23 protein-coding genes and 1 pseudogene are annotated in these 23,601 nt (G+C 61.3%); 11 read left to right on the top strand and 13 right to left on the bottom strand.

What is annotated here, in order from left to right; all coding sequences use genetic code 11:
* A pseudogene (locus ACVW0R_RS10380) lies at positions 1 to 398 on the bottom strand (photosystem II q(b) protein); the annotation flags it as partial.
* Positions 399 to 496: 98 nt separating this feature from the next.
* Here ACVW0R_RS10380 and tsaB point away from each other — a divergent pair.
* From tsaB to ACVW0R_RS10350, 6 genes are all read left to right on the top strand, one after another.
* Positions 497 to 1,180, top strand: a complete 684-nt coding sequence (gene tsaB / locus ACVW0R_RS10375) for a tRNA (adenosine(37)-N6)-threonylcarbamoyltransferase complex dimerization subunit type 1 TsaB (protein ID WP_011430135.1) — start codon at positions 497 to 499, stop codon at positions 1,178 to 1,180.
* Between the two features lie 36 nt (positions 1,181 to 1,216).
* Positions 1,217 to 1,774, top strand: coding sequence for an elongation factor P (gene efp / locus ACVW0R_RS10370; protein ID WP_011430134.1), 558 nt, complete (start codon positions 1,217 to 1,219; stop codon positions 1,772 to 1,774).
* A 67-nt stretch (positions 1,775 to 1,841) separates the two neighbouring features.
* Positions 1,842 to 2,321 carry an acetyl-CoA carboxylase biotin carboxyl carrier protein gene (gene accB / locus ACVW0R_RS10365; protein WP_011430133.1) on the top strand — a complete coding sequence of 160 codons (480 nt, stop codon included), beginning with the start codon at positions 1,842 to 1,844 and terminating at the stop codon, positions 2,319 to 2,321.
* Positions 2,322 to 2,445: 124 nt separating this feature from the next.
* Complete coding sequence (locus tag ACVW0R_RS10360; protein ID WP_011430132.1) at positions 2,446 to 3,459, top strand: DNA polymerase III subunit delta'; 1,014 nt, start codon at positions 2,446 to 2,448, stop codon at positions 3,457 to 3,459.
* Positions 3,460 to 3,483: 24 nt separating this feature from the next.
* Positions 3,484 to 4,095 (top strand): glycerol-3-phosphate 1-O-acyltransferase PlsY, encoded by a 612-nt coding sequence (gene plsY / locus ACVW0R_RS10355; protein ID WP_011430131.1) that lies wholly within the window; start codon positions 3,484 to 3,486, stop codon positions 4,093 to 4,095.
* A 29-nt stretch (positions 4,096 to 4,124) separates the two neighbouring features.
* Positions 4,125 to 4,484 (top strand): gamma-glutamylcyclotransferase family protein, encoded by a 360-nt coding sequence (locus ACVW0R_RS10350; protein WP_041438264.1) that lies wholly within the window; start codon positions 4,125 to 4,127, stop codon positions 4,482 to 4,484.
* On the opposite strand, the gene ACVW0R_RS10345 is transcribed toward ACVW0R_RS10350, so the two are convergent.
* The 11 genes from ACVW0R_RS10345 to ACVW0R_RS10295 all read right to left on the bottom strand — a co-directional run bounded on the left by ACVW0R_RS10345 (position 4,481) and on the right by ACVW0R_RS10295 (position 14,618).
* Positions 4,481 to 6,670 (bottom strand): cation:proton antiporter, encoded by a 2,190-nt coding sequence (locus ACVW0R_RS10345; protein ID WP_099884031.1) that lies wholly within the window; start codon positions 6,668 to 6,670, stop codon positions 4,481 to 4,483. The two genes, ACVW0R_RS10350 and ACVW0R_RS10345, sit on opposite strands and share 4 nt — an antisense overlap.
* Before the next feature lie 233 nt (positions 6,671 to 6,903).
* The gene (gene minE / locus ACVW0R_RS10340; RefSeq protein WP_011430128.1) at positions 6,904 to 7,266 is read right to left on the bottom strand and encodes a cell division topological specificity factor MinE; all 363 of its coding nucleotides are present in this window, start codon (positions 7,264 to 7,266) and stop codon (positions 6,904 to 6,906) included.
* A 90-nt stretch (positions 7,267 to 7,356) separates the two neighbouring features.
* Complete coding sequence (minD, locus tag ACVW0R_RS10335) at positions 7,357 to 8,163, bottom strand: septum site-determining protein MinD (protein WP_011430127.1); 807 nt, start codon at positions 8,161 to 8,163, stop codon at positions 7,357 to 7,359.
* Complete coding sequence (gene minC, locus ACVW0R_RS10330) at positions 8,160 to 8,912, bottom strand: septum site-determining protein MinC (protein ID WP_011430126.1); 753 nt, start codon at positions 8,910 to 8,912, stop codon at positions 8,160 to 8,162. The genes minD and minC overlap by 4 nt, the downstream gene beginning before the upstream one ends.
* A 149-nt stretch (positions 8,913 to 9,061) precedes the next feature.
* Positions 9,062 to 9,568 (bottom strand): hypothetical protein, encoded by a 507-nt coding sequence (locus tag ACVW0R_RS10325; RefSeq protein ID WP_011430125.1) that lies wholly within the window; start codon positions 9,566 to 9,568, stop codon positions 9,062 to 9,064.
* Positions 9,569 to 9,672: 104 nt separating this feature from the next.
* Positions 9,673 to 10,881, bottom strand: a complete 1,209-nt coding sequence (locus ACVW0R_RS10320) for a VLRF1 family aeRF1-type release factor (protein ID WP_457502021.1) — start codon at positions 10,879 to 10,881, stop codon at positions 9,673 to 9,675.
* A gap of 87 nt (positions 10,882 to 10,968) precedes the next feature.
* Positions 10,969 to 11,655 (bottom strand): transglutaminase-like domain-containing protein, encoded by a 687-nt coding sequence (locus ACVW0R_RS10315; RefSeq protein ID WP_228375472.1) that lies wholly within the window; start codon positions 11,653 to 11,655, stop codon positions 10,969 to 10,971.
* Positions 11,656 to 11,700: 45 nt separating this feature from the next.
* A complete protein-coding gene (locus ACVW0R_RS10310) occupies positions 11,701 to 11,820 on the bottom strand; it encodes a transglutaminase N-terminal domain-containing protein (protein ID WP_228375471.1) in 120 nt (39 codons plus the stop codon).
* Between the two features lie 698 nt (positions 11,821 to 12,518).
* Positions 12,519 to 12,689, bottom strand: coding sequence for a hypothetical protein (locus ACVW0R_RS10305; protein WP_011430123.1), 171 nt, complete (start codon positions 12,687 to 12,689; stop codon positions 12,519 to 12,521).
* A 115-nt stretch (positions 12,690 to 12,804) separates the two neighbouring features.
* Entirely contained in the window at positions 12,805 to 13,536 is a 732-nt protein-coding gene (pgl, locus tag ACVW0R_RS10300; protein WP_414401873.1) for a 6-phosphogluconolactonase, read from the bottom strand.
* 74 nt (positions 13,537 to 13,610) lie between these two features.
* Positions 13,611 to 14,618: a phosphoribulokinase gene (locus ACVW0R_RS10295; RefSeq protein ID WP_011430121.1), complete on the bottom strand. Its 1,008-nt coding sequence runs from the start codon at positions 14,616 to 14,618 to the stop codon at positions 13,611 to 13,613.
* 317 nt (positions 14,619 to 14,935) lie between these two features.
* Here ACVW0R_RS10295 and ACVW0R_RS10290 point away from each other — a divergent pair, with 317 nt between their 5' ends.
* The 4 genes from ACVW0R_RS10290 (at position 14,936) to ACVW0R_RS10275 (ending at position 21,322) form a co-directional block, all read left to right on the top strand.
* Positions 14,936 to 15,826, top strand: a complete 891-nt coding sequence (locus ACVW0R_RS10290) for a ferredoxin reductase domain-containing protein (protein WP_011430120.1) — start codon at positions 14,936 to 14,938, stop codon at positions 15,824 to 15,826.
* 128 nt (positions 15,827 to 15,954) lie between these two features.
* Complete coding sequence (leuS, locus tag ACVW0R_RS10285; RefSeq protein ID WP_457502020.1) at positions 15,955 to 18,576, top strand: leucine--tRNA ligase; 2,622 nt, start codon at positions 15,955 to 15,957, stop codon at positions 18,574 to 18,576.
* 301 nt (positions 18,577 to 18,877) lie between these two features.
* The gene (locus ACVW0R_RS10280) at positions 18,878 to 19,897 is read left to right on the top strand and encodes a tetratricopeptide repeat protein (protein ID WP_414389771.1); all 1,020 of its coding nucleotides are present in this window, start codon (positions 18,878 to 18,880) and stop codon (positions 19,895 to 19,897) included.
* Positions 19,898 to 20,080: 183 nt separating this feature from the next.
* Positions 20,081 to 21,322, top strand: coding sequence for an AI-2E family transporter (locus ACVW0R_RS10275; RefSeq protein WP_414508269.1), 1,242 nt, complete (start codon positions 20,081 to 20,083; stop codon positions 21,320 to 21,322).
* Positions 21,323 to 21,366: 44 nt separating this feature from the next.
* Here the strand turns inward: ACVW0R_RS10275 and pth are convergent, their stop codons facing one another.
* On the bottom strand, positions 21,367 to 22,044 hold the full coding sequence (pth, locus tag ACVW0R_RS10270) for an aminoacyl-tRNA hydrolase (protein ID WP_414389775.1): 678 nt from the start codon (positions 22,042 to 22,044) through the stop codon (positions 21,367 to 21,369).
* Between the two features lie 163 nt (positions 22,045 to 22,207).
* Between pth and ACVW0R_RS10265 the strand changes: the two genes are divergently transcribed.
* Entirely contained in the window at positions 22,208 to 23,428 is a 1,221-nt protein-coding gene (locus ACVW0R_RS10265) for an HD domain-containing phosphohydrolase (protein ID WP_457502019.1), read from the top strand.
* Positions 23,429 to 23,601 lie beyond the last annotated feature (173 nt).

The following is a 23,601-nucleotide window of genomic DNA, read 5'->3' as shown; positions in this document are numbered from 1 at the left end:
AGCTCCCACTCCCGGCCCATGTAGCAGAACACCCCAATCAAAAAGTGCAGCACAATCAGCTGGTAGGGGCCGCCGTTGTACAGCCACTCGTCCAAAGAAGCGGCTTCCCAAATCGGGTAAAAGTGCAGGCCAATCGCAGCCGAAGAAGGCACCACCGCGCCGGTGATGATGTTGTTGCCATACAGCAACGAACCCGAAACTGGCTCGCGAATCCCGTCGATGTCCACCGGGGGAGCACCAATGAAGGCAATGATGAAGCAGGTGGTGGCAGTCAGCAGGGTGGGGATCATCAGCACCCCGAACCAACCGATGTAGAGGCGGTTGTCGGTGGAGGTGACCCACTCGCAAAACTGCTCCCACACGTTGCTGGTTGAGCGACGTTGGATAACAGTGGTCATGATGGCAAACTTCCCTGAGGAAGCGCGAAGATTGACAACCTAACCTTAAATCATCCGTTAAGTTCTGTCAACTACCTCGCTTGATCCTGAGAGAGGCCATGTCAGTTCCCCGCTGGATTTTAGGGATCCACACCACCACGCCTGTTCTGGGCTTGGCCGTGTTGCCGCTGGAGGAGAAGCTGGGGGAGAGCCGCAGCCGGAGTTGGTGGCTGGATCGGGAGATGGCGGCGCAGTTGCACCCTTGCCTGAAGGAGTTCTTGGCCGGCCAGGACTGGTCGCAGATGGCGGGGATCGCTGTCGCTCTGGGGCCGGGGAGTTTTACCGGCAGCCGTTTGGGGGTAAGTGTGGCGCGGCTGTTGGGCCAGCAGTTGCGCATTCCGGTGTTCGGCTACTCGACTTTGGCGGTTCTCGCCCGCCAGGTGTGGCAGGAGCAGGGATCCCCGCCTCAGCCGCTGACGGTGGCGGTGCAGATGGACGCCAAGCGAGGGGAGCAGTATGGTGGCGTGTACCGGCTGGGGCCAGAACATTGGGTTGCCGAAGTGGCGGATCAGATCTGGGAAGAAGCGGCTTGGCAGAAGGTTCTGCGGCAGTGGCCCCAGGCTCTGGTCGTCGATGCTGCCGACTGGGTGGATCCGGCGCCTGTGCTGGCGTTGGCGGAACTGGCCCGCGCCGACTTCCAAGCAGGCTTGCGCCCTTCCTGGCAGACGGTGTTGCCTCTTTACGGACGTCAGCCGCCCATTGATCTCAGAGAGCTGAATCGGAGTGCCCCGCAGCCGGGGTAAGATTGGGAAGTCTGAGCAACGGATCCCTGTGCTGACATGATCTCAAGCAACGACTTGCGCCCCGGCGTCTCTGTGGAAATTGATGGCGCTCCCTACAAGGTGATCGAGTTTCTGCATGTGAAACCCGGCAAGGGCGCGGCCTTTGTGCGCACCAAGCTCAAAAATATGCAGACCGGCAACGTTGTGGAGAAAACCTTCCGCGCCGGCGAGATGCTGCCCGCCGCCACTATTGAAAAAGTGAATATGCAGTATCTCTATTCAGAAGGGGACAATTTCGTGTTCATGGACATGGAGACCTACGAACAGGCTCCCCTCAGCGCTGCCCAAATCGGCTCTGCCGTGAAATACCTGAAAGAGAACATGGAGGTGGCCATCCTGCGCTGGAAGGGGCAGGTGATCGATGTGGAGCTGCCCAACACCGTTGTCTTGGAAGTGGTGGAAACCGACCCCGGCGTGAGAGGAGATACGGCAACAGGGGGAACCAAGCCCGCCAAGCTGGAGACCGGCGCTGAGATCCAGGTGCCTCTGTTTATTAAGGTGGGAGAACGGGTGCGTGTCGATACTCGCACCGACACCTATATAGGCCGCGAGTGATGGCTCCCCCTCTTCTTGCCGCTGGGCTGCCGTTGTGGACAGGTGATGCATCAGGAGTAATCTTCCCTTGGATGTTGTCAATTGGCAGGAAGTTCGCCTTCTGCTGGCCGCTCTGCAGGAGAGCGACGTTACCGAGCTAATCCTGGAGTACAAGGATTTCCGCCTCACCCTGCGCAAAGGGATCCCGGCTGGCCTTGCTGCTGCTGCCGCTGCTCCGCCCGCTGCCCCGCCGCCAGAACCCCCCCCTGCTTCCCCTGCAGAAGCTCCCCCTCCTGAGAGCGCTCCTAAGCCTGCCCCCAGCCACTGGGTGGAGGTGACGGCGCCGATGGTGGGCACCTTCTACAGCGCTCCTGCCCCTGGAGAAACGGATTTTGTGCAGGTTGGCCAACGGGTGAACAAGGGCCAAACTCTCTGCATTATCGAAGCCATGAAGCTGATGAACGAGATAGAAGCTGAAACGGCGGGCGTGGTGAGGGAGATTTTGGTGAGCAACGGCCAGCCGGTGGAATTTGGCCAAGTTTTAATGCGACTGGATCCCACCGGCTAACAACAAGGCTGGGGCAGAGATAGGGAGGGATCCCTTGGTGGAGGAGGGGCTGTGGCAATTTCTCTTGCCGACCTTTGCCTGCGACTAGGCAACTTTGCCGATGCTTCAGCCCAGAGCTGCCGAGATGGTTGAGGGAGTCACGGTTCTGCCCCCCCAGCACATCGTCGGGCAGGAGCTGGCGGCGCGGCTGCTCGTGGCGGCCTTGGAAAAGGGGCGGGTGACCTCAAGCTACTGTTTCTTGGGACCAGAAGGGGTGGGACGGAGCCTGATGGCCCGCTGGTTTGCCCAGGCCCTCTTCTGCGAGGCCAGCTCAGGGATCCCTTGCGGCCAGTGCTCCAACTGCCGTTGGCTCCTCGCAGGCACCCATCCCGATCTCCACTGGGTCAGCCCCACCTATGTCCACCAGGGCCGCCTGATAGCAGCAGACGCCCCGGAGGCACAAGCTCTGCAGCGGCGCTCCCCGCCGCAAATTCGCCTGGAACAGGTGCAGGAAGTGGTTCGCTTCTGTGCCCGTAGGCCAATGCACGCCCGCCGCTCGCTAGTTGTACTGGAGGGAGCGGAAACCCTGACAGAAAGTGCGGCCAATGCCCTGCTGAAAACCCTGGAGGAGCCTGAGCCGGCCCACATCGTTCTTATCGCCTCCCACCACTCGCCTACCCCCCCTCCCCACCCTTTGCCACCGACGCTGCTGTCCCGCTGCCAGATGGTGCCGTTTCGCCGCCTCAGCTCGGCAGAGATGGAGCAAGTGTTGACAGCTTTGGGCTGCCCGGAGCTGCCCGGGATCCCTCGCTCTGAGCTAATTGCCCTAGCCCAAGGCAGCCCTGGACGGGCGCTGGCCGCCCAGCAGCACCTGCAAAGCCTTCCGCCGTCACTGCTGCAGGACCTAAGACGCTGGCCCCACTCGCTGCGGCAGGCGCTGGAAGTGGCTAGGGCAGTGGCTGCTCTCGATTTGCCGGCGCAGCTGTGGCTGATTGACTATCTGCAGCAGCAGTTCTGGGCGCAGGGATCCCGCCAGGCCATCCGGCAACTGGAGCAGATTCGCCAACAGCTTTTGCAATTTGTGCAGCCGCGCCTTGCTTGGGAGGTCAACCTGGCCGGATTCGACAGCAGTGGCAACCCAAGCCCTGTGGCAAAGTGAGGAGAGAGCGTTCAAGACGTGTCTATGCCTGCATGGCTTTCCGCCCTCCTTGCCGCCCTTGGAGGCTACCTGCTGGGATCCATCCCCACCGGCTACTGGGTGGGCCGTTGCTGGGGTGGGATCGACCTCCGCCAAGCGGGATCCGGCTCAACGGGGGCAACCAACGTGTTGCGGACAGTGGGCAAGGGGCCGGCGCTGCTGGTGTTGCTGGTGGACGCTGCCAAGGGAGCGGCAGCGGTGGCGCTGGGATCAGCTCTGGGCTCGCCGTGGTGGGTGGTCGTGGCGGCCCTGGGGGCGGTGATCGGCCATAGCCGCTCCTGCTGGCTGGGCTTCAAGGGGGGCAAGTCGGTGGCCACCAGCCTGGGGATCCTGTTGGCCATGGCTTGGCCGGTAGCCCTGGCTACCTTCGGTGTCTGGCTGCTGGGGATCGCCCTCACCCGCATCGTCTCGTTTAGCTCCCTGCTGGCGGCGGTGGCGGCGCCGCTCTTGATGTGGGCTCTGGGCCAGCCTCTGCCGTATTTGCTGTTTGCCTTGGCAGGGGGGGTTTATGTCATTGCTGCCCATCGCCGCAACATCGAACGCCTGCTGGCCGGCTCGGAGCCGCGCATCGGCCAAAAATGGGCCCAATCCCCCTGATCCCGGTTGTCAAAGTTGCGTAGCTTTACATGGAACCCTCCACCGTGGTTTTTGTCTACGGATCCCTGCTGCGGGGCGGCCAGTACCACAGCCTGCTGCAAGGGGCAGAGTTTTTGGGCCCAGACAGCCTCAACCACATCGACCTCTACGATCTCGGCCCCTACCCGATGGCCGTTCCTGGCCGCAACCGGCTCTACGGCGAGCGCTACCGCATTCCCTTGGGCCTGTTGCCCCGCCTAGATGAGCTGGAAGACCACCCGCGGCTATACGAACGGCAGTGGGTGCAACTGGAGAGCGGCACCTTTGCCTGGGTTTATCTGGGTCGGCCTGAGCAGGTGCAGGGGTGTCCCCTCATTCCTAGTGGCCGCTGGCTGCCCTGGGACCCCTAGAGATCGAAGTGGAGCTTGACGCCCTCAACATACTGGGGCAGTAGCTCGGCTGAGGGTGGATCCCATTCTGGGGGATCCAACTCTCTGGCAGAGGGAGCAACGGCCTCTACGGGGCTGGACGTGCGCTCCAGGTAGTAGATGCAATCTCCGCGTCGCCAGATGCCCGGCTCCGGCAGGTAGAACAGCCGACCGACCTGGGACGACTTGCCCTTCTCCCCAAACCAGCCTCCCAGACGCTGCGGACGCACCAGCAACAAAGGCAGGCAGAGATCGGCTTTGATGCGGTAGGCGAACTGATCCCGCAGCCGCTCCAACGTGGGATCCTCTAGCCCCATCTGGGCCGAAAAAGGGTTGAGCAGCGCTGAGCCCGCTGCCGCGATCGACTCCTGAGCCGAGGCCGCGGCGGATTGGGGGGGCTTCAGGCCCAGGTCCGCCAGGGTGGGCAGGGTGATCGAGCGCAGCTCGGCCCGATTGGCCTCCAGGTAGCTGGCCCAGCGCTGCAGTTGGGAAAAAGGGATCGGCAGGGTGCGGATCCCTTCCGAGATGGGCATCTCCGGCAGCAACACCGTCCAGATGGCGGCAGAAACCGAAAGCTTCACCATCAGCTCGGCAATGGCCCAGTTCACCTGCGGATCCAAAGTCAGGATCAACAGAGTTTCCGCATGGTCGATATCGGCCTTCAAGAAGGCTGACTCGCTCAGCACGGCTTCCTGCAAAGATCCGGGCAGCACCTGGCCAGGTTCCTCTGAGGACTCCGTCCCGCTGACGCGAACCGGCAGGGCTTTGGAGCTGCCATTGCCGCTGGCGGGGTGGGTCCCTGAGGTATGGCCGGCTTTGTGGCCGTTGAGCTCGGCGGGAAGATTGGCGGTGCGCTCGCGCAGACGGGATCCCGACGGCAGCGGCAGCACCTCCACCGCCTGGTTGAGGGAGCGCAGCAACTGGGCCAACTGGCCGACCAGCGGATGGTTGCCGATGATCACCGTAGAACTCCCCTGATCCAAGCCCAGCCAGCGGGCCACCCAGGCAGCGGTCAGCCCCTGCACCGTCACCGTGACCGAGATGGTCAAAAACACCAGCGCCTTGAGGGCATCCCCCCCGGTAATGCCCCGCTCGGTGAGCAAAATGGCAAACAAAGAAGCCACCGAGGCCGCCACGATGCCGCGGGGGGCCAGCCAGGCCACAAACAGCTTCTGCCGCCAATTCAGGTCGCTGCGCCAGGTACACAGCCACACGCTCAAAGGACGCACCACCAGCATCAGGCAGAGCACCGTGGCCAAGGCTCCCCACCCCAGCGCAAATACCGCCTTGAGCGAGAGGGTGGAAGTCAGCAGAATAAACAACACCGAGATGGCCATCACCACCAACTGGCCGTGAAACTGGCGCACGCTCCGCTCGGCAATGGCCGCCTTCTGCCGCACCACCAACCCGGCCATCACCACCGCCATTAGACCCGCCTCGGAGCGCAGCGACTGGGCCAGGGCAAACACCCCCAGCGCCCCCGCCAGCACCACCGAGTTGCGCAGCTCCTCCGTCAAAAACTGCCGCGACCAGAGCAGGAAGGATCCCATCAGCCAGCCCCCCAGCGCCCCCACCGCCGACCCAATGGCCAAGCGGCTAGATAGCTGCTCTAGGGCCAGCAAGAAACTGGGGTGGCCGGAGAGCACCACCTGCAGCACCACCACCGCCAAGATGGCCCCCACGGGGTCGATGAGCACCCCTTCCCCCTCCAGCAGGGTGCTGACGGCGGAATCGACCCGCACCCGCTTCAGGATGGGGTTAATCACCGTCGGCCCCGTCACCACCACCAGGGATCCAAACAAAAAGGCCAGGGGCCAGGGAAACTCCCCCAAATAGTGGGCCGCCAGCGCTCCCCCTCCCAAGGTCAAAAGGGATCCCAGCAACACCAGATTGCGCAAGCTGTCGGAGACCTGGTTAAGGCGTTGCAGCCGCAGGTTCAGCCCCCCCTCAAACAGGATCAGAGCCACCGCCAACGACACCAGCGCCTCCAGGCCAGATCCCATGATTTGGGGACGAACCCAGCCCAGGCCATCTGGCCCCAGCAGCACCCCAAACAGGAGCAGGAAAACAATGCTGGGCACTTTAACAAAATTGGCCAGGACTTGAGCCGCGATCCCGGCCACCAAGGCCAGCGTAAACAGGATCGTCAGCTCAAAGGAGTTTTCCATGCCGAGGCTCAACCTCCCTTAGCGCGAACTCCGTCCCGGCGACTTTGTCCTGGTCAGCATTGGGGCCACAGACGGTTTACCATGAGCAGGCTGCAAACAGCTACAAGGCACCCCCGGCCGGGACAGACACAAGTGGGAGCAAAGAGAAGGCATCTTGGCGAACGGACGCAGCCTAGGCGGATGTAACACTCTATGTAACACCTTGAATTACTGCTCCCTGAGTCTAGGGTAGCTCAGGGAGAAGGCGAGCTCAAATGGCCGCCCTCGGATGGGGCCGCTCCGGGATCCTGTTGTGGGTTCTCCCCTTCACAGGAATTGAGGCGGGCCTCCGCCAGGGGCTTGACACGGCGAATGGGGAGGTTGGCGATCAGGGCCGTCGTCCCCCCTTCTGCCGCCAAGTGAAACTGCATCCCCTCCGAATCCAGCTCCACATAGCGAGATACTACCCCTAAAATCTCCAGGCGCATCGCTTCCAAGGCTGCCGGGGTGAGGTCGGCGCGGTCGTGGGCCAAGATCAGTTTCAGGCGCTGCTTGGCTTGCTCGCGGCTGTTGCCGGAGTGGCGGGAAAAAAGCTGATCCAAGAAATCGAGAAGCATGGGCTTTATTGAAGGTGCATAGCAGGGAAAGCAAAGACTCCAGGCAAAGAGGATGATCCCGTTGAGATGGAGCTCAAGAGCCGTTGAGATTCAGAGCACCTTTTGGCTGAAAAACCGCTTGGCCTTTTCCCAGAAAGACTCGCCCAAGCTGGCCAACTTGGGAAATTCCACCGTCTCCCCTTCCAGCCGTCGGGCAATGCGCTGGATGGCCTGGGCAGCCTGAGTCGGGTTGGCCGAGAGGACTAGGGGCTCCCCTTTGTTGGTGGAGACGATCACCTCCCGGTCTTCTGGAATGATACCCACCAAGGGGATGGCCAGCACCTCCACCACATCTTCCACTGCCATCATCTGGCCAGCGGTTACCATATCGGGGCGCAGGCGGTTGACGATTAGCTGGATAGAGGAAATCCCTGCCGCTTCCAACAAGCCCACCACCCGGTCTGCATCCCGCACCGCTGCTACTTCGGGCGTAGTTACTAGCAGGGCTGCCGTTGCCCCCGCAATGGCATTGCGAAACCCTTGTTCAATTCCCGCCGGGCAGTCGATCAACACGTAGTCATGGCTGCTGGCAAGCTTTTCCATCAACTGCCGCATCTGATCCGGGCTGACTGCCGTTTTGTTGCGGGTTTGGGCCGCCGGCAGCAACGCCAAATTGGGGGTGCGCTTGTCCTTCACCAATGCTTGTTCAAGGCGGCATTCCCCCGCAATCACCTCCAAAGCCGTGTACACCACCCGATTCTCTAGCCCCAGCAACAAGTCCAGGTTGCGCAGGCCAAAGTCGGCATCCACCACCACCACCGAGCGACCCAAGCGCGCCAAGGCAGTGCCCAAATTGGCCGTTAGGGTGGTTTTCCCCACTCCCCCCTTCCCAGAGGTGACGACGATAACTCGGCTCATACCCCCCTCCGCAGAAAATCCTGAAGGCTGGCAATGCAGATGACACCCTCCTGCAAGTAAACCACCTCTGGCGTGTTGGGAGGGGATCCGCCCTCGGGTGGACGGGCCACCTGATCGGCAATGCGCAACTGAGTTGGCTCCAACTGTAAGGCCAAGATCACCGCGCCTCTATCCCCCTCAGCACCAGCATGCACCAGCCCTCGCAGCCGTCCCCAGACCCAAATGTCGCCGCCGGCAATGATCTCGCCGCCGGGGTTGAGATCCCCCAGCAGAAAAACCGAGCCACGGTGGCGCACCGACATCCCCGACCGCACCGTGGACCGCAGGTAGAGGGGAGTAGTATCCGGGGAGACGGGGGGAATCGCCTCCAAGGGGGAAGATTGTTCCACAGAATAGCCTAGGGTCGCCGCCGCGATCGCCGTCCCTCGGGATCCGGTTTGGACGCGCCACAAGGACAACCGATGCCGCGACAACAAGACGGCCAGAGTTTGTAGGGTGGGCAAGTCCAGCTCTCGCTCTTGGCACCACAGGGTCAGGGGGGCCACTCCTGCCCAGTAGGGTTTGCGGCTGCGCAATTGCCACACCAAATCGTCCCAGACTTCTTCCCAAGCCAGGGTGGCGGGCAAATGCAGATGGATCCCTTGGGCATCGAATCGAAAATAAACACCCCTTTCGGATCCCCGCGGATTAGAGGATGAGGTCGGCGAGACTGCAGAAATTTCCGGGTTCCATGCCGGGGATCCCATCATGGCTGCCCAACGATTTGCCTCAATACAAAGCCTTATCCTATTCCATTCGCCCAACGTCGGGAATGCGCTGCAGTCTATGTTGAGCTATCGGGGCCTTCTACACTGCTACCCTCGGGGCAAAAGGTTGAGAGCAGTGAGCTGCAGTCCAATCAGTCAAAATAGAAGAGCGTAACCACCTTGTGTTGCTCCTCAGCGTGCCTGCAGGCCTCCAAAAGCGTGACGCTGTCGTGGAAAACAAAGCAGATCAACTGCTGGCACTTGCTGACGATCTCTAGGTTGCACAGGCGGCTGGCCTCCGCCAGGGGCAGGTGGTCATTTTCGGGGTGCTCCACCAGATGCAGCACCTGCTCCAGGCTGGCCCGCGACTCTGCCGGCTGTCGCTCCAGGCTTTGGGGCAGGATCACCGTCAGGGATTTCATGTCCGCCCGCATGGCTCCGCGAATCACAGCCAGGTTGGTGCCAATGGCCCCGGAAGTGAGAATGCGGTTGCCGGTAAGGGCCAAAGCGTAGCTGAGGGTTTCGATGAGGTACTGGTGGGTGATGGGCACATGGCGACTGCCCAGAATGGCTATCCGCTTTGGCCCCACTTGCTGAATGGCGGCCAGCTCTTGCAAGAACGTATCGACGCTGGTGGGGAGGTCAATGGATTGGGTCAAGGGGATCCCTCAGAAAACTTTTCAGAGGTGGGCTAGGCTATGTTAGCCTACACTGCGGCTTCAGGATCCAGCCAGAGAGCTGCTCGACCCGGTTGGAGCGGCCTCTACCAGCGCAACAGCGCGGCTGCTCCTTGAAACTCGTGGAGCAAGCGGTCTTCGGCCTCGCCGCGGACAAACTCCAGCCTAGCGCCGAAATCGCGGGCCAGCACCCAGACCTGATCCCGCAGCGCCACCGGTTGCGGCTCTGGGCAGAGGAGCTGGGCCATCTCTGGGGTTCCTCCCACCGAGCCGTCTGGGCAGCGCCAGATGGTGGCCTCTAGCCTCCAGGGCAGGACAAGGATTTCCACCCGGCCTAGCTGGAGGGCGTCCAGCACCGCATCTAAGCCCCAAGCGCCGGGCTGCTCTCGAATCCGCTCCAACAAAGCCAGCTCTCCTCGGCGCTCAGCGGCCTCCAGGACGGGTACCACTCGGTCGAGGATGTCTTGCGGCGTCGGTGTGTGAAGGTTGGCGGGGTGCCCCACCCGGGCGACGATGCGGTTGCGCAGGCCGCGGTTGAGGTAGCCCTCAAAGTGAGACACCTGCCAGGCCTCGCCCATAAGCACTAGCCGCTCGATGCCCAGCCGATCCACCGCTTTGTCGAGGGCATCGGCCAGGCGCTGGTAGAGCTTGTGCATCCAGAGGCTGACCTTGGCCGCCTCCCGCTCCTTGGGGGAGAGCTTGTCGAAAGTGCCGCCGCTGCGGGCCCGACGCTCGGCAACGGCATTTTCGATGCGGCCAGCCAGATCCTGGAGTTCCTGCCACTCGTCGGCGCTGATGTTGGCAAAGATTTCCGTGTCCTTCTGCAGTTCTCCCAAAAAGAGTTCGTAGAAGCGCCACCTGCTGCCAGACAGGTGCAACACCCCACCCCGCTCATATTCATCGAAGGCGAAAATCAGAGGGGTCAAGTACGGCTCACCCCAGCGGGCCTCCACCCGCCCATGGGCCAGATCCACCACCGGCAGCTCCACCTGCAGGTCGATTCGGCGCAGCACTGGCTTGCCAGCGGGATTGCGGCTGGCAAAAAGAACCAGGGTGCGGGCCGAAGGGCGCTCCTGCTCCACTAGAGCAAGGACTTGCTCGCAGAGGGAGTTATCGGGCTTGCTCTCCCCACTCTCCAGCAGCTCCTTGAGGGTATTCTTGATGCGTCTCACCCAGGCGCGGCCAGCATTTTCGGGACGGGCAGGGTTGATGTCGGCGTATAGCGAGAGCACCGGCGTGCTGCTGTCGCTAAAGGCAGCTTGCAGATCCTGGATCAGGGTGTTGAGTTCGTCCATGGTTTTCAAGAGAGGGCTCGGTTAGAACTAGAAGCTAGCAGAATATCACGGCAGGAGAGACGCTGACAGGGTTCTCAAAGGATCCCGCTAGGATATGGGGCTCAGTTGGGCTTGGCTCTGCAGGGCGGATTCCGCCTCGATGTGAATGGTGTAGTCCATCTTGCTGTGAACGCCTCTGCCCAGCCAGTGGCCGTAGATGGGGCCGGCATCTTTGGGGTAGGCACTGGCCGCCAAAGCCACATGGCCATCGGCCACGGCCAGCCCTTGGGTGGGATCGAACCCCCGCCAACCGGCCCCCGGCAGATACACCTCTGCCCAGGCGTGCAGGTGGCGGCGGACAGGCTCTGCGGGCTCTTTGCCGGTTGTGCCCTGGAGTTCCAGGTTCTCTTGCAACGGCGGGCCGACCTGGTAGCTGCTGACAAATCCTGCCGCCAGACCTACTGCCCGACAGGCCTCCATCAACACCAGCGTCAGGTCACGGCAGGAGCCGGTTTTGCGCTGCCAGGTCAAGCCGGCGGGCGAGGGATCCCCCTTTTCCCGCAGGATGTGACGGCACTCGGAGTAGATGCGTTGGTTGAGCGCCGGCAAAAAAGCCGTCGTCTCCCCCTGCACCTGATCCCACAGCTCCCAGGCCAGGCTTTGGATGCCAGCATCCGCCTGCGCCGTCCGATAAGGCTGCAATTGAGCTGCCAGCGTGCTGGGATAGTCAATCGGAAGATGGGTAGCCCAATCGCAGAGCAGATAGTCAAAGGGATTCTCCCGCAGGGTGAGCACCGTGGCCTGAGTTTGGACGCGCAGATGTTCGGTGGGATCCCCAAACTAGAGCTGAACCGCCGCGTTGCCATCCAGATCCACCAGCTCCGATTGGCCTGCCGGCGGCGGATCCACCCGCAGCTCAAAGGCCAAGAGGGTTTGGATCCCGTTGCAACGGGGCCGCAACCGCTTTGAACTTGCACAGGCTTGCCCCAGGACGGTCAACAGACAGGTTTTGTCGCAAGTCTTAGTCGCTCGTCTGTGCTACAGTTACCCAAAATTGGCCATCAAATAAGTATAGGTGGGGCTTTGCCTTGGGCAAGTGTGCAGGGGCGCATTGACGGTGCCTTGGAGGTTTGCTTGTGGCCTGGGTGTCGGGTCAGCAGGACGGAGGTTTTAGCTTCTGGGGGTGCGGAGGTGGATAAGCCCCGACTTGTACCCCCCTACTGGGGGGCAGTCAGGGTCGGGATACAGCCACCCCCGCAAAAATATCGTAGAATCAGATTGGCTATACAAGACGGCATTGCCGGAATCTGGTATAGCCCCGCGCTAGAGCATTCCGCGGCTGCATGCCTAACGGCACGGCACAGCCGGACATAGAAGGTTCTCGCAGTAGCTCCCCGTTCGCGTCAGCGGCGCGGAGCGCTTTAGGGTGAGAGACGAGAGTATGTCACTCGGTGAAGGCGTCACCCTACCTTCGAGGAGCGGCGGTTGGCAAGGGCGTCGTCCGAGCTGGGGAGGCAGCCAAAGCATCTGAGGGAGCCTGCCGGAAAGCTCTCCTGCTGGAACTCCTGTAGCCGTCCGCTGCTCAAGCGACCAGACTGCCACAGGAGGCTGGGCTAGGCTCTGGCCTGAGGATTTGGCGAAGCGGCGCAGCTTTCCTCTCACTCGAGCTGGACTTGCCCCTTCAGCAAAGCCAAGATCAGCCGATCAATTGCCTCCAGATCCAATTCGTCGTAAAGCCGCTCCTGGAGGAAATGGCAGATTTGGGATTCTTGGCGGCGGCTGAGGTAGGTGCTCTGGAGAACCGATTCGACAATGAGTCGGATGGACATGGGGCAGCGCTCCAAACTCAACTACCCCCATCAAATTCGAAGGGAAGGGATGCAGCGGTGATCCAGGTCAAATCGCCATCTTCAGCCAGCGCTTTTTCGGCAGCAATTGGCCGGACTAGCCGAGCAAGGCCACCGCGGGCAGGGGCAGTTCAGCCGCTGCCGCCGCATCCAGCAGCCATAGCAGCCGTCCTTGGGGGTTGAGGCGCTGGCAGGGCAGGTGGGCCTCCGTTGTCAGCGCCTCCTTGACGATCGCGGCTTTGCTGGCCCCCGTTACCAAAACCACCACCTGAGCCGCCCTGTTCAAGACAGGGTAGGTCAGAGTCAGGCGCGGCTCCTCCCCTTTTTGGCCCACCGTCACCCAGCGGTGTTGCACCTCCAGGGCGGCTGTACCGGGAAATAAGGAGGCCGTGTGGCCGTCTTCTCCCACTCCCAGCCAGATCAGATCAAAGGCAGGGCATTCGGTGCCGAAAATCTGCTGCAGGGTCGCCTCGTACTCCGCCGCATCCCGTAAGGGATCTCCTGAGTGGGTGGGCATGGGAAAGACTTGGGAGGCGGGAACCCCGACCGTATCCAGCAGGATCCGCCGTACCATGCCGTAATTGCTCTCGGGGTGATCCGGGGGAACGTAGCGCTCGTCCCCCCAGAACAGCCAGGTTTGCTGCCAAGGGATCCCCGGCGCCTGGGTTAAAGCAGCATACAACTTCCGTGGCGTGTTTCCCCCTGCCAAGGCCACCGTAAAGCGGCCCCGTTGACGGATGGCCGCCGCGGCCTGCTCTTGCCAGATCTCGACCGCCCGCCGGAAAAAGGCTGTTCCCTCCGGCCAGATTTCCAACTGGAACCCTTGCATGGATCGCCACCTATCGCCGCTTGCCCAACTGCCCGAGCCAGGTCAAGGGATCCCCTTCACGCAGAGGCCAAACCTTAGGAAGCAACCGCCAGCTCTTTGGCTTCCGCCTGAATCTTCTCGTAGAGGGCCCGCAGCTTCAGGCCCACGATTACCTGGATGAGTCCAGAGCCATTGCGGGATCCAGGATATTCCGGGTGCTTGCGCAGCAGCTCCGTCAGCTCGCCGTAGTAACGGGTCGACAGGTTGCTCAGGTGGTTCTCGATGTAGATAACCTCTTCCAGCTTGTCGAAGGTGCCGTCAATTTCCAACACCGAAACCGGCTGGTCGAAGTAGGTGGAAGGGCCGTAGTGCAGGCGAATGCCTGGGTAGGAGCAGGTCAGCTTTTTGCCACAAGGGATCCAGTCGATGGTGGAGCCTTCGTCGAAGAGGTAAACATGGTCGAAATACCTCACCCCCTCCCGCTGGATCATGCGCACCCGCAGCACCTTGTGCTCCGGATCCAGCTCCGGCAGCAGCTTGGTGGGCAGCACCTCGATGACTACATCGGCATAGCGCTTCTGCACATCGACGTAGGCCTCGAAATCGGGGCGGCGGGCCTCAATGGAGCGCAACACATCTTCATAGGTGTGGCCCCGCTCGGCCATGTCCCGCTTCACCTTCCAGGCAATCTTGATCTCCGGCGCCAGATCCAGATAGACCTTGAAGTCCAGCAGCTCCCGCACCCGCTCGTCGTACATGGGGTGAAGGCCCTCCAAGACGATGATGGGGCTGGGATCCACCCGCTCCGGCGGGTCAATGAGCCCTGTCTCGTGGTTGTAGATGGGCTTCATCACGCTCTGGCCATTTTTGAGCGCCTTGGCCTGCTCGTACATGAGGTCGAAGTTGTTGGCGCGGGGATCCAGCGCCGTAATGCCCTTCTCTTTGCGCTGGTAGCGATCCAAGGAGTGGTAGTCGTCCAGACAAATGGTGGTAATGAGATCCCGGCCAAACAAGTCCCCCAACCGCCGCAAGAACGTGGACTTGCCACAGCCAGAATCTCCGGCAACACCGATCATTACAATACGTTCAGGACTGCTTGCCATGGGAACTCCTTGGGGATGGGCAGGGCAAAACTGAGAGGAAGCCTCTAAAAAAGTTACTGTTCTTTATGGTCTTGCATATTACCACAAGACGCTCCCCCACAACCGAGCTTGAGGCCAGAGAGGCGGGCGGCGTCAAGGAACAATTTAACAAAAACTGCCTGTTTCCCGGCGACGACTGAGGAGAAGAGAAGTTTTCCGGGCGGGCTTTCTCAGGATCGGCCTGGGGTGTTCCCCTCCGGCAAGTTCCCTTCGGGCGGGCGGGCTGCTAAGGTGTTTGCTAGAGAGTTTTCTCCCATTGCCAGGAGCAGATCGCCGTTATGGTTGCCAGCGCCCAAAAGCGAGAAGTTGTTGTCAATCTGTACCGTCCCAACGCGCCCCTGATCGGCCAGTGTGTAGAGACCTACTCCCTTGTGGGGGAAGGGGCACCCGGCCTGACCAAGCACATTGTGCTCAGCCTGCCGGATCCCAACTACCGCTACCTGGAGGGCCAAAGCGTTGGCATTATTCCTCCTGGCGTAGATGACAAGGGCAAGCCCCACAAGCCCCGCCTCTACTCCATTGCCTCTACCCGCTATGGCGACGATGGCGAGGGGCGCACCGTTTCTCTGAGTGTGAAACGGGCCGAATACGTGGATAAGGAGACAGGCCAGCCGGGGGTAGGGGTCTGCTCCGGCTTCCTCACCGATCTCAAACCCGGCGACGAGGTGATGATCACCGGGCCCTCGGGGAAAACTTTTTTGCTGCCGGAAGATGAGAACGCCAACCTGATTTTGATTGCCACCGGCACCGGCATCGCCCCTTTTCGCGCCTTCATCAAGCACCTGTTTGAAGAGGATCCCAACTATCAGGGCAAGATCTGGCTGTTTTTTGGGGTGCCCACCACGTCCACCTTGCTCTACCACGGGGATCTAGAGGCCTGGAAAGCCCAGTATGGGGATCGCTTCCGCGTCGATTACGCCATCAGCCGCGAACAGCAAACCCCCGACGGCAAAAAGATGTACGTGCAAAACCGCATGGCCGAGTACGGCCCCGAGCTGTGGGAGATGCTGCAGCAGCCCAACACCTACACTTACATCTGCGGCCTCAAGGGAATGGAGGACGGCATCAACAGCGTCATGGCCCCCCTTGCCGAGCAAGCCGGTCAAGACTGGAGCAAGTTCCAGAAGGAGCTGAAGAAGGCCAACAGGTGGCACGAGGAAACCTACTGAGGGGATCCCTTTGGGTTAACTGGTTTCCGGTGGATCCCGTCGGCGCCGGGGATCCGCAAAACATGCCAAAATGCTGGTATCTTAGCCCACCTGAAGCCGAGAGCTGTTCTCCCCAGGAGCCCTAGACTGTGGACGCGCGCTACAATCCTCCGGCCATCGAAAGCAAGTGGCAGGCCCACTGGCGTGAACTCGGGTTGGATCGCACGCCGGAGCTGACGGCGGAAAGCCGCAAGTTTTATGCCCTGTCGATGTTCCCCTACCCCAGTGGCAGCCTGCACATGGGGCATGTGCGCAATTACACCATCACGGATGTGATTGCCCGCCACAAGCGGATGCAGGGGTACGCGGTGCTGCACCCCATGGGGTGGGATGCCTTTGGCTTGCCGGCAGAGAACGCCGCCATCGATCGGGGGATCCCGCCGGCCAAGTGGACCTACCAGAACATTGCCCAGATGCGGGATCAACTGCAGCGGCTGGGGCTTTCCTACGACTGGGAGCGGGAGATCACCACCTGCGCCCCCGACTACTACAAGTGGACGCAGTGGCTCTTCCTGCAGTTTTTCAAAGCGGGCCTGGCCTACCAGAAGGAGGCGCCGGTGAACTGGGATCCGGTGGACCAGACCGTCTTGGCCAACGAGCAGGTAGATGCGGAAGGGCGCTCCTGGAGATCGGGAGCTCTGGTGGAAAAGCGCCTCCTCAAGCAGTGGTTTCTCAAGATCACGGCCTATGCCGACCAACTGCTGGCTGACCTGGAGAAGCTCTCCGGCTGGCCGGAGCGGGTGCTCACCATGCAGGAGAACTGGATTGGCCAGTCGGTGGGGGCTAGGGTTGTCTTCAAAACCGAAACAGGGGAGGAGCTGCCGGTGTTCACCACCCGGCCTGACACCCTCTGGGGAGCCACCTTCATGGTGCTGGCGCCGGAGCATCCCTTGGTGGAGAAGCTCACCACCCCTGAGCAAGAGGTTGCCGTCAAGGCCTACCGGGCCGAGGCCGCTGCCCGCAGCGAGATCGAGCGCAGCGCCGAAGACCGCGAAAAAACGGGCGTCTGGACGGGATCCTACGCCATCAACCCCGTCAATCAAGAGCGGATCCCCATCTGGATTGCCGACTATGTGCTCATGGGCTACGGCACAGGGGCCATCATGGCCGTGCCCGCCCACGACCAGCGGGACTTTGAGTTTGCCCGCCAGTTCGGCCTGCCCATCAAGCTGGTGGTGCAGCCGCCCCAAGGGGGGGTGACGAGTGCTGAAGATCTGCAGGCGGCCTGGACGGGGGAGGGGGTGTTGATCAACTCCGGCCCCCTGGACGGGATCCCGGTGGGCAAAGGCCCGGGGCAAAGTGTAGAAAGGGCCATCGCCTGGCTAGAAGAGCAGGGGCTGGGAGAACGGCAGGTCAACTACCGCCTGCGGGATTGGCTCATCTCGCGACAGCGCTACTGGGGCTGCCCCATTCCCATCATCCACTGCCCCCACTGCGGCATTGTGCCGGTGCCGGAGGAGGATCTGCCGGTGCTGTTGCCCGAGGATGTGGAGCTGACGGGGCGAGGGGGATCCCCCTTGGCCCAGTTGGAGGACTGGGTAAAGGTGAAGTGCCCCGCCTGTGGTGCCGACGCCCGCCGTGAGACGGACACGATGGACACCTTTATCTGCTCCTCGTGGTATTTCCTGCGCTTTAGCGATCCCCGCAACGACCGCGAGATCTTCCGCAAGGATCTGGTCAACGCCTGGCTGCCGGTAGATCAGTACGTGGGCGGCATCGAGCACGCCATCTTGCACCTGCTTTACTCCCGCTTTTTCACCAAAGTGCTGCGGGATCTGGGGTTGCTGAATTTCGATGAGCCCTTCTCCCGCCTGCTAACCCAGGGGATGGTGCAGGCGCGCACCTACTACAACCCCAACAAGTCCGGCAAGGATCGCTGGATCCCTACTGCATTGGTCAAGGATCCCAACGACCCGCGGGATCCGGAAACCGGCGAGCCCCTGCAGGTTATCTACGCAACTATGTCCAAGTCCAAGGGCAACGGCGTGGATCCGGAAGAGGTGCTGGCCAACTACGGGGCAGACACAGCCCGCATGTTCATCCTCTTCAAGGCGCCGCCGGAAAAGGACTTGGAGTGGGACGATGCCGATGTGGAAGGGCAGTTTCGCTTTCTCAACCGCGTCTGGCGGCAGGTGTACGAGTTTGTTGTTCGCGGTAGCGGGACGGAGTCCTTGCAGGGCAAAGCCGCCGAGCTGCTGCAGGCCAAGGTTGAAGCAGGATCCCTGACCAAAGCGGAAAGGGATCTGCGCCGCGCCGTGCACACGGCCATCAAAGAAGTCAGCGAGGACTTGGAGGAGTACCAGTTCAACACTGCCATTGCTGGGCTGATGAAGCTGAGCAACGCCCTGGCTGAAGCCGAGATCCCGGACTCGCCAGTCTATGCGGAAGGGATCCGCACCTTGGTCTTGCTCCTAGCCCCCTTTGCCCCCCACATGGCTGAGGAGCTGTGGCAGGCCCTGGGCGGCACCGACTCAGTGCATCGCCAGGCTTGGCCTACCTATGACCCGGCGGCCCTAGTGGCCGATACGGTAACGATTGTGGTGCAGGTCAACGGCAAGCTGCGCGGCTCCTTTGAAGCCCCTGCCGATGTCACGCCCCAGGAGCAGGAGCGGCTGGCTCTGCAATCGGAGGCGGCGCAGAGGTATCTGCAAGGGATGACGCCGAAGAGGGTCATTGTGGTGCCGAAGAAGCTGGTTAACCTGGTTGTCTAACTCTCATAAACTACCCCACCGTATGGACGGGTGGGGTTGCCCCGCTTACCTGACGGCAAGGCTTTTGTCTCTTCCTCTGCCCCAGTTGCCTCATGGATCCCGTGTGGGGCTCTCAGCTCCTGTAGCCAGCAAAGAATCGTCGCGTGGAGTTGGTCGATCTGGCCGGCGGCAGGATCCCCTGGGGGGAGTTTCCGAGTGGTGGCGCAGGACGGGCATTGCCGAAAGTCTGGACACTGCGGCTGTGGCGAACTAGCTTAGAGGCAACTCTTTTTTTTTCAAGCTATTTCGTGGGGTGGGATCCATGCTGAGGCCCAGTCTTTTGTTGTCCGGATCGGCGCTTTTGGGTTTGCTGTCTTGGCTGTGTTTGAGCGGCGAATGCGGCTGGTTGGCTTCCCTGCGCAAGGGACGGGGCGCTGTCCCTGAAGTTGCCTCGGCGCCAGCGCAGAGTGTTCAAGTGACGGCATTTGCCGATGAACCCGATCCTGAGCTCCTGCTCAGGCAACAAGCCCAACTGCAAGCCCAAGTACGGCAGCTTGAGCAGCGCTCTCAGGCGCATCAGTTGCTGGCGCAGCGGGGGATCCCTCTTTCCACCCAGGCTGGCGAGCGTTTTCACTTGGATCGCGTCTATCTGGCGCGGCTAGCTCAGTTTCTGGAACAAGAGCCGGGGAACGCGCAGCTCTATCTGCAGCGGGCTCAATACTTCTGGGATCGGTTGCAGAGCGATCCCCTGGCCTTGCCCGAGCCGGAGCAGGCGGCTGTCGTTGATCACCTGATGCGCAGAGCGCTACAGGATCTGGACATTGCCATTGCTTTGGATCCCTATTTGCCTGAAGCTTACTTGCTCAAGGCCAGAATACAACACGAGTATTTTGGGGAGCTGCAGCAGGCTTTGGCAACTTTGTCCCCTCTGGATCGCATTGCCTATCGCAACCCCCAACTCCACTTGTTGCGCTCTCGCATCTGGGCCGAACAGGGACATCTGGAATCGGCGTTTGATGTGTCGCACCTGGCCATCGAGCTGGCCAAGCAAAACCAAAGCTCTGCCGATCTTTTCGATGCTTATGTCCATCGCGGCCTGATGTGGGCCAGCATTTGCGACTTCAACTTGGCCGTTCAGGATTTCAGCCGAGCTATCGAGGTGCAGCCGCAGCAAGCCGAGGGCTACTACCACCGCGGCATGGCACGCGCCTATCAGGGAGAGGATAGGGCCGGTGCCGCTGCCGATCTGGGCCGTGCTTTGACGCTGTGGCAGGCTGCAGGCAGAGGATCCCCAGAGCTGCTGGAATATGTAGAAGCAGTACGGATGGAACTGTTGCGGTAACTCCACTGCTAGCTGGTTTTCTGCTGCGGATCTTTGTCTGGGCTATTGAGTAGAGAGGTTGCGGGTTTGGCGTCTTTGGGCAAGGGGCGTTTGGCAAGTTCGGCTAAGCCAGGCCAGGATGGTAGAGCCGTCTGTTACCCCGGGGGACTGAAACGCCCCCCTTGAAGAGAGCCCAGCCAGATGATGAGCCGAAGACAGCTGACCCTCTCCGTCTCCTCCATAGCCCTGGTAGTGGCCACAGGGATGCTGCTGCTGTTGCTGTGGCAACTGCGCAACCTGGTGGTAACTGTGATGATCGCGGTGGTGGTGGCGGCGGCGCTGGCTCCCCTGGTGGATCTGGCGGAGCGGATGCGGATCCCCCGTTGGCTGGGGGTGGTGGTGGTTTATCTGAGTTTCATTGCCGGGATTGCCGGCTTGGCTCTGCTCATGGGTCCGACGGTGGTGACCCAGACCCAGCGGCTGCTGGCAAGGTTGCCCTCTTACCTGGAGCGGCTCCAACTGTTAGCAGACACCTGGATTGCCGATCTGGCAGGGGTGGATCCGGCGGCGCTGGACTACTTGAACCAGTTGCTGGATCCGCAGTCGCTGATGAACTGGGCAGTTCGCTCAGGACAACAGTTGCTGGTGCAGTCCTTCGATTTCACCCGCGGTCTGCTGGGCGGCCTGTTGACCGTAGTGCTGACCCTCTTCATTTCCGGTTATATGCTGGTGAGCGGCTCTGACCTGGTGCAGGGCCTGGTGGAGCTGTTCCCCTACCCCTGGAATGAGCGGTTGGCCCAGCAGGTGCAGCCGATGGCGCAACGTATGGGGGGCTACATCCAGGGGCGGGTCTTGGTCTCGGCCATTTTGGGGGTGATGATTGCCGTCTCGCTCCGCTTTTTGGGCCTGTCGGAGTTTGCGCTGGCGCTGGGGGTAATCGCCGGGTTTACCAATCTGATTCCCTTTATCGGCCCAGTCTTGGGATCCCTGCCGGCTTTGGTGGTGGCCATCGTCCAAGGGGGCTGGACTTTTTTGTGGGTGCTGATCCTGTACGTTGCCGTGCAAAACCTGGAAACCTATGTGTTGGATCCCTTGTTGGTGGGATCCTCGGTGCGGGTGAAGCCCTTGTATCAATTGCTGGCGGTGCTGGGGGGCACTCAGTTGTTGGGCATTGTTGGGGCGGTGATCGCGCCCCCCTGGGTAGCCGGTATGGCGGTGCTGCTGGAGAACCTTTATCTCAAGCCCAAGCAGGAGGCAGAGCTGCGCGCCAAGCTGTGCGCTCAGGCCGCCGAAGCCTCCGGTTCTCTGGCTTGGCGAGGGATCGGTAGCAACCTGGAGGGATCCTTGCCCTCTCCTGCCACTGGGGAAGCCGACTCCCTGACGCGGCCAGGCGGTTCTGAGGAATTGCCGCGGGTGGAAGATCGCGTGGCCGGACGCAGTCCTTGATGAGGCGACTTTGCTTAGTCAGACAGCGGGGCGGGATCCCGGCATCAGCTTTCTCCGGGCGCAGTCTTGGCTGGGTTGAGAGGAGCTGGCTGATCTTGCCGATCTGGCCCAGAGAAATCCAAAGGGTTGAAGCGGTTCATGGCCGTCTTCAATCCTTCTTGCAAGCAACACTCCACCGCTGCCACTGCCGCCCTTAGAACCCGGTCCAGCACTGCCTGCTCAGCGGGTTCAAAGCTCCCCAAAACATGCCCAACCCTGTCTTGGTGGCCTTTGGGCTTGCCCACGCCCAGGCGCAAGCGGGGGAAGGCTTCGCTGCCCAAGTGCTCAATGACAGACTTCATGCCGTTATGTCCGCCGGCGGAGCCAGATCCCCGCAGCCGCAGGCGACCCAGGGGCAAGTCCATATCGTCGTACACCACCAGAACCGAGGCAGGATCCAACTTGTACCAATCCAACACCGCCCGCACCGCCTCGCCAGAGCGATTCATGTAGGTCTCCGGCTTGAGCAGGCGCCGCTTGCCCCCCAGGGCAAAACCTTCTCCGTAGCTACCTTGGAACCGCTTTTCCAAAGCCAACGGGATCCGCCAGCGCTCCGCTAGCCGGTCCACCACCATAAAGCCGCAGTTGTGCCGGGTGTTGGCATACTGCGGGCCAGGATTGCCCAGGCCAACGATGAGCTGGAGGGCAACCTCATCTGGCTGCTGGGTCTTGACCTGGGTCACAGCGTCTCTCGCTTCCACAGGTAAAGTAGGGTAGCAGAGTTACTTTGGATTGGCGACCCCCAGCCTCCCAACTTGGAGCAGCGGCAGGATCCCTGCTAGAGCTCTGACATCGCTCCATTGGGAACGCTTCTGAGAACACTCGTAACCCGGTGGAGGACAGGTTATGTCCCATGGGCCTGCTGCCTTCGATCTCTGTCTTGGCGAAGCTGAATTCGAGGCCGTTGCTGCCTTGCGCTTGAGTCAGCGGCTGATCCAAGTGGGGATCGCCCTTTCTTCGGAAACGGATTTAAGGCGCCTGCTGGAACTGATTGTTGCCCAAGCCCGCGAGCTGACGGGTTGCGATGGCGCCAGCCTGTTCATCCGCGAAGGGGAGGAGTTGCGCTTTTTTGTAGTCAAGCGCAACGAGGAACTGCAGGATCTGCGCCTGCCCCTTACTCCTTCTAGCATTGTGGGCTATGTGGTGCTCACCGGGGAGAGCTTGAATCTGCCGGACGTTTATCAACTGCCCCCCGACCTGCCCTACGCTTTTAACCCCCAGGTGGATCGGCAGACCGGATATCGCACCCGCTCCCTGCTCACTGTGCCGCTGCGGGATCCCTCAGGAAACATCCTCGGTGCCCTGCAACTCTTGAACCGTCTCAGGCCGGATTGCCCTGCCAACCTAGCGCCCAACCAGGTGGCTGACTGGAGCCAGCCGTTTTCTGAGCTGGAAGTCCGGGTGGCAGAAGCCCTGGCTTCCCAGGCGGCGGTTGCCTACCAAAATGTGCGCTTGCGGGAAGAGCTGAAAGCCGCTCACCTGGAAACGATTTTCTGTCTAGCCCAGGCTGCCGAATACCGGGATCAAGACACCGCCTTTCACCTCAAGCGGATGAGCCATTATTCCCGCATTCTCGCCAAAGAGTTGGGCCTCTCCAGCCATGAACAGGAGCTGATTTTCTACGCCAGCCCCCTGCACGATGTGGGCAAAATCGGGATCCCGGATGCCATCTTGCAAAAGCCAGGCCCCCTCACCCCCGAAGAGCGCCTGATTATGAACCGCCACCCCGAGATTGGCTACGAGATCCTCAGCCAATCCAACTCGGAGCTGATGAAAAAAAGCGCCATCATTGCCCTCACCCACCACGAGAAGTTCGATGGCAGCGGCTACCCGCGGGGCCTTAAGGGAGAAGAGATCCCGCTGGAAGGGCGGATCGTGGCTTTGGCCGATGTCTTCGACGCTTTGGCCAGCCGCCGCCCCTACAAAGAAGCTTGGAACCTAGACGAGATCTTTGGCTTTGTGGAGAGCCAAAGCGGTAGCCACTTCGATCCCCACGTAGTGGCCGCTTTTACCCGTGGCCGCGGCGAAATTCTAGAGATCTACCACCGCTACCAAGAGCCTCGCTGAGCTCAGAGCCGGCCAAATCGCGGATTTGGAGTATCCCCTCTTGCCGGGATCCCCACTCGGCAACGGGAAAAACCCGCCTTTGTCTTTTTTTTCAACCGATCCCCAGCCTGCGACCGTAGCCAGGGAACGAGATCCCAAGGCAAACTAAATGCAGTCGGCAGTAGTCTCCTGGC

The sequence above is a fragment of the Thermostichus sp. MS-CIW-15 genome, assembly GCF_054060575.1.
The sequence above is the reverse complement of the archived record's forward strand: the minus strand, read 5'-3'. Positions and strand labels throughout refer to the sequence as shown.

Excerpts from the sequence above, each read along its gene's own strand:
- minC (WP_011430126.1), bottom strand. The coding sequence starts at position 8,912 with ATGATGGGATCCCCGGCATGGAACCCGGAAATTTCTGCAGTCTCGCCG.
- ACVW0R_RS10320 (WP_457502021.1), bottom strand. The coding sequence starts at position 10,881 with ATGGACGAACTCAACACCCTGATCCAGGATCTGCAAGCTGCCTTTAGC.
- minE (WP_011430128.1), bottom strand. The coding sequence starts at position 7,266 with ATGCTTCTCGATTTCTTGGATCAGCTTTTTTCCCGCCACTCCGGCAAC.
- efp (WP_011430134.1), top strand. The coding sequence starts at position 1,217 with ATGATCTCAAGCAACGACTTGCGCCCCGGCGTCTCTGTGGAAATTGAT.
- ACVW0R_RS10305 (WP_011430123.1), bottom strand. The coding sequence starts at position 12,689 with ATGTCCATCCGACTCATTGTCGAATCGGTTCTCCAGAGCACCTACCTC.
- ACVW0R_RS10345 (WP_099884031.1), bottom strand. The coding sequence starts at position 6,670 with ATGGAAAACTCCTTTGAGCTGACGATCCTGTTTACGCTGGCCTTGGTG.
- ACVW0R_RS10295 (WP_011430121.1), bottom strand. The coding sequence starts at position 14,618 with ATGGCAAGCAGTCCTGAACGTATTGTAATGATCGGTGTTGCCGGAGAT.
- plsY (WP_011430131.1), top strand. The coding sequence starts at position 3,484 with ATGCCTGCATGGCTTTCCGCCCTCCTTGCCGCCCTTGGAGGCTACCTG.
- ACVW0R_RS10290 (WP_011430120.1), top strand. The coding sequence starts at position 14,936 with ATGGTTGCCAGCGCCCAAAAGCGAGAAGTTGTTGTCAATCTGTACCGT.
- ACVW0R_RS10280 (WP_414389771.1), top strand. The coding sequence starts at position 18,878 with ATGCTGAGGCCCAGTCTTTTGTTGTCCGGATCGGCGCTTTTGGGTTTG.
- ACVW0R_RS10350 (WP_041438264.1), top strand. The coding sequence starts at position 4,125 with ATGGAACCCTCCACCGTGGTTTTTGTCTACGGATCCCTGCTGCGGGGC.
- ACVW0R_RS10360 (WP_011430132.1), top strand. The coding sequence starts at position 2,446 with ATGGTTGAGGGAGTCACGGTTCTGCCCCCCCAGCACATCGTCGGGCAG.
- pgl (WP_414401873.1), bottom strand. The coding sequence starts at position 13,536 with ATGCAAGGGTTCCAGTTGGAAATCTGGCCGGAGGGAACAGCCTTTTTC.
- ACVW0R_RS10265 (WP_457502019.1), top strand. The coding sequence starts at position 22,208 with ATGTCCCATGGGCCTGCTGCCTTCGATCTCTGTCTTGGCGAAGCTGAA.
- minD (WP_011430127.1), bottom strand. The coding sequence starts at position 8,163 with ATGAGCCGAGTTATCGTCGTCACCTCTGGGAAGGGGGGAGTGGGGAAA.
- ACVW0R_RS10275 (WP_414508269.1), top strand. The coding sequence starts at position 20,081 with ATGAGCCGAAGACAGCTGACCCTCTCCGTCTCCTCCATAGCCCTGGTA.
- tsaB (WP_011430135.1), top strand. The coding sequence starts at position 497 with ATGTCAGTTCCCCGCTGGATTTTAGGGATCCACACCACCACGCCTGTT.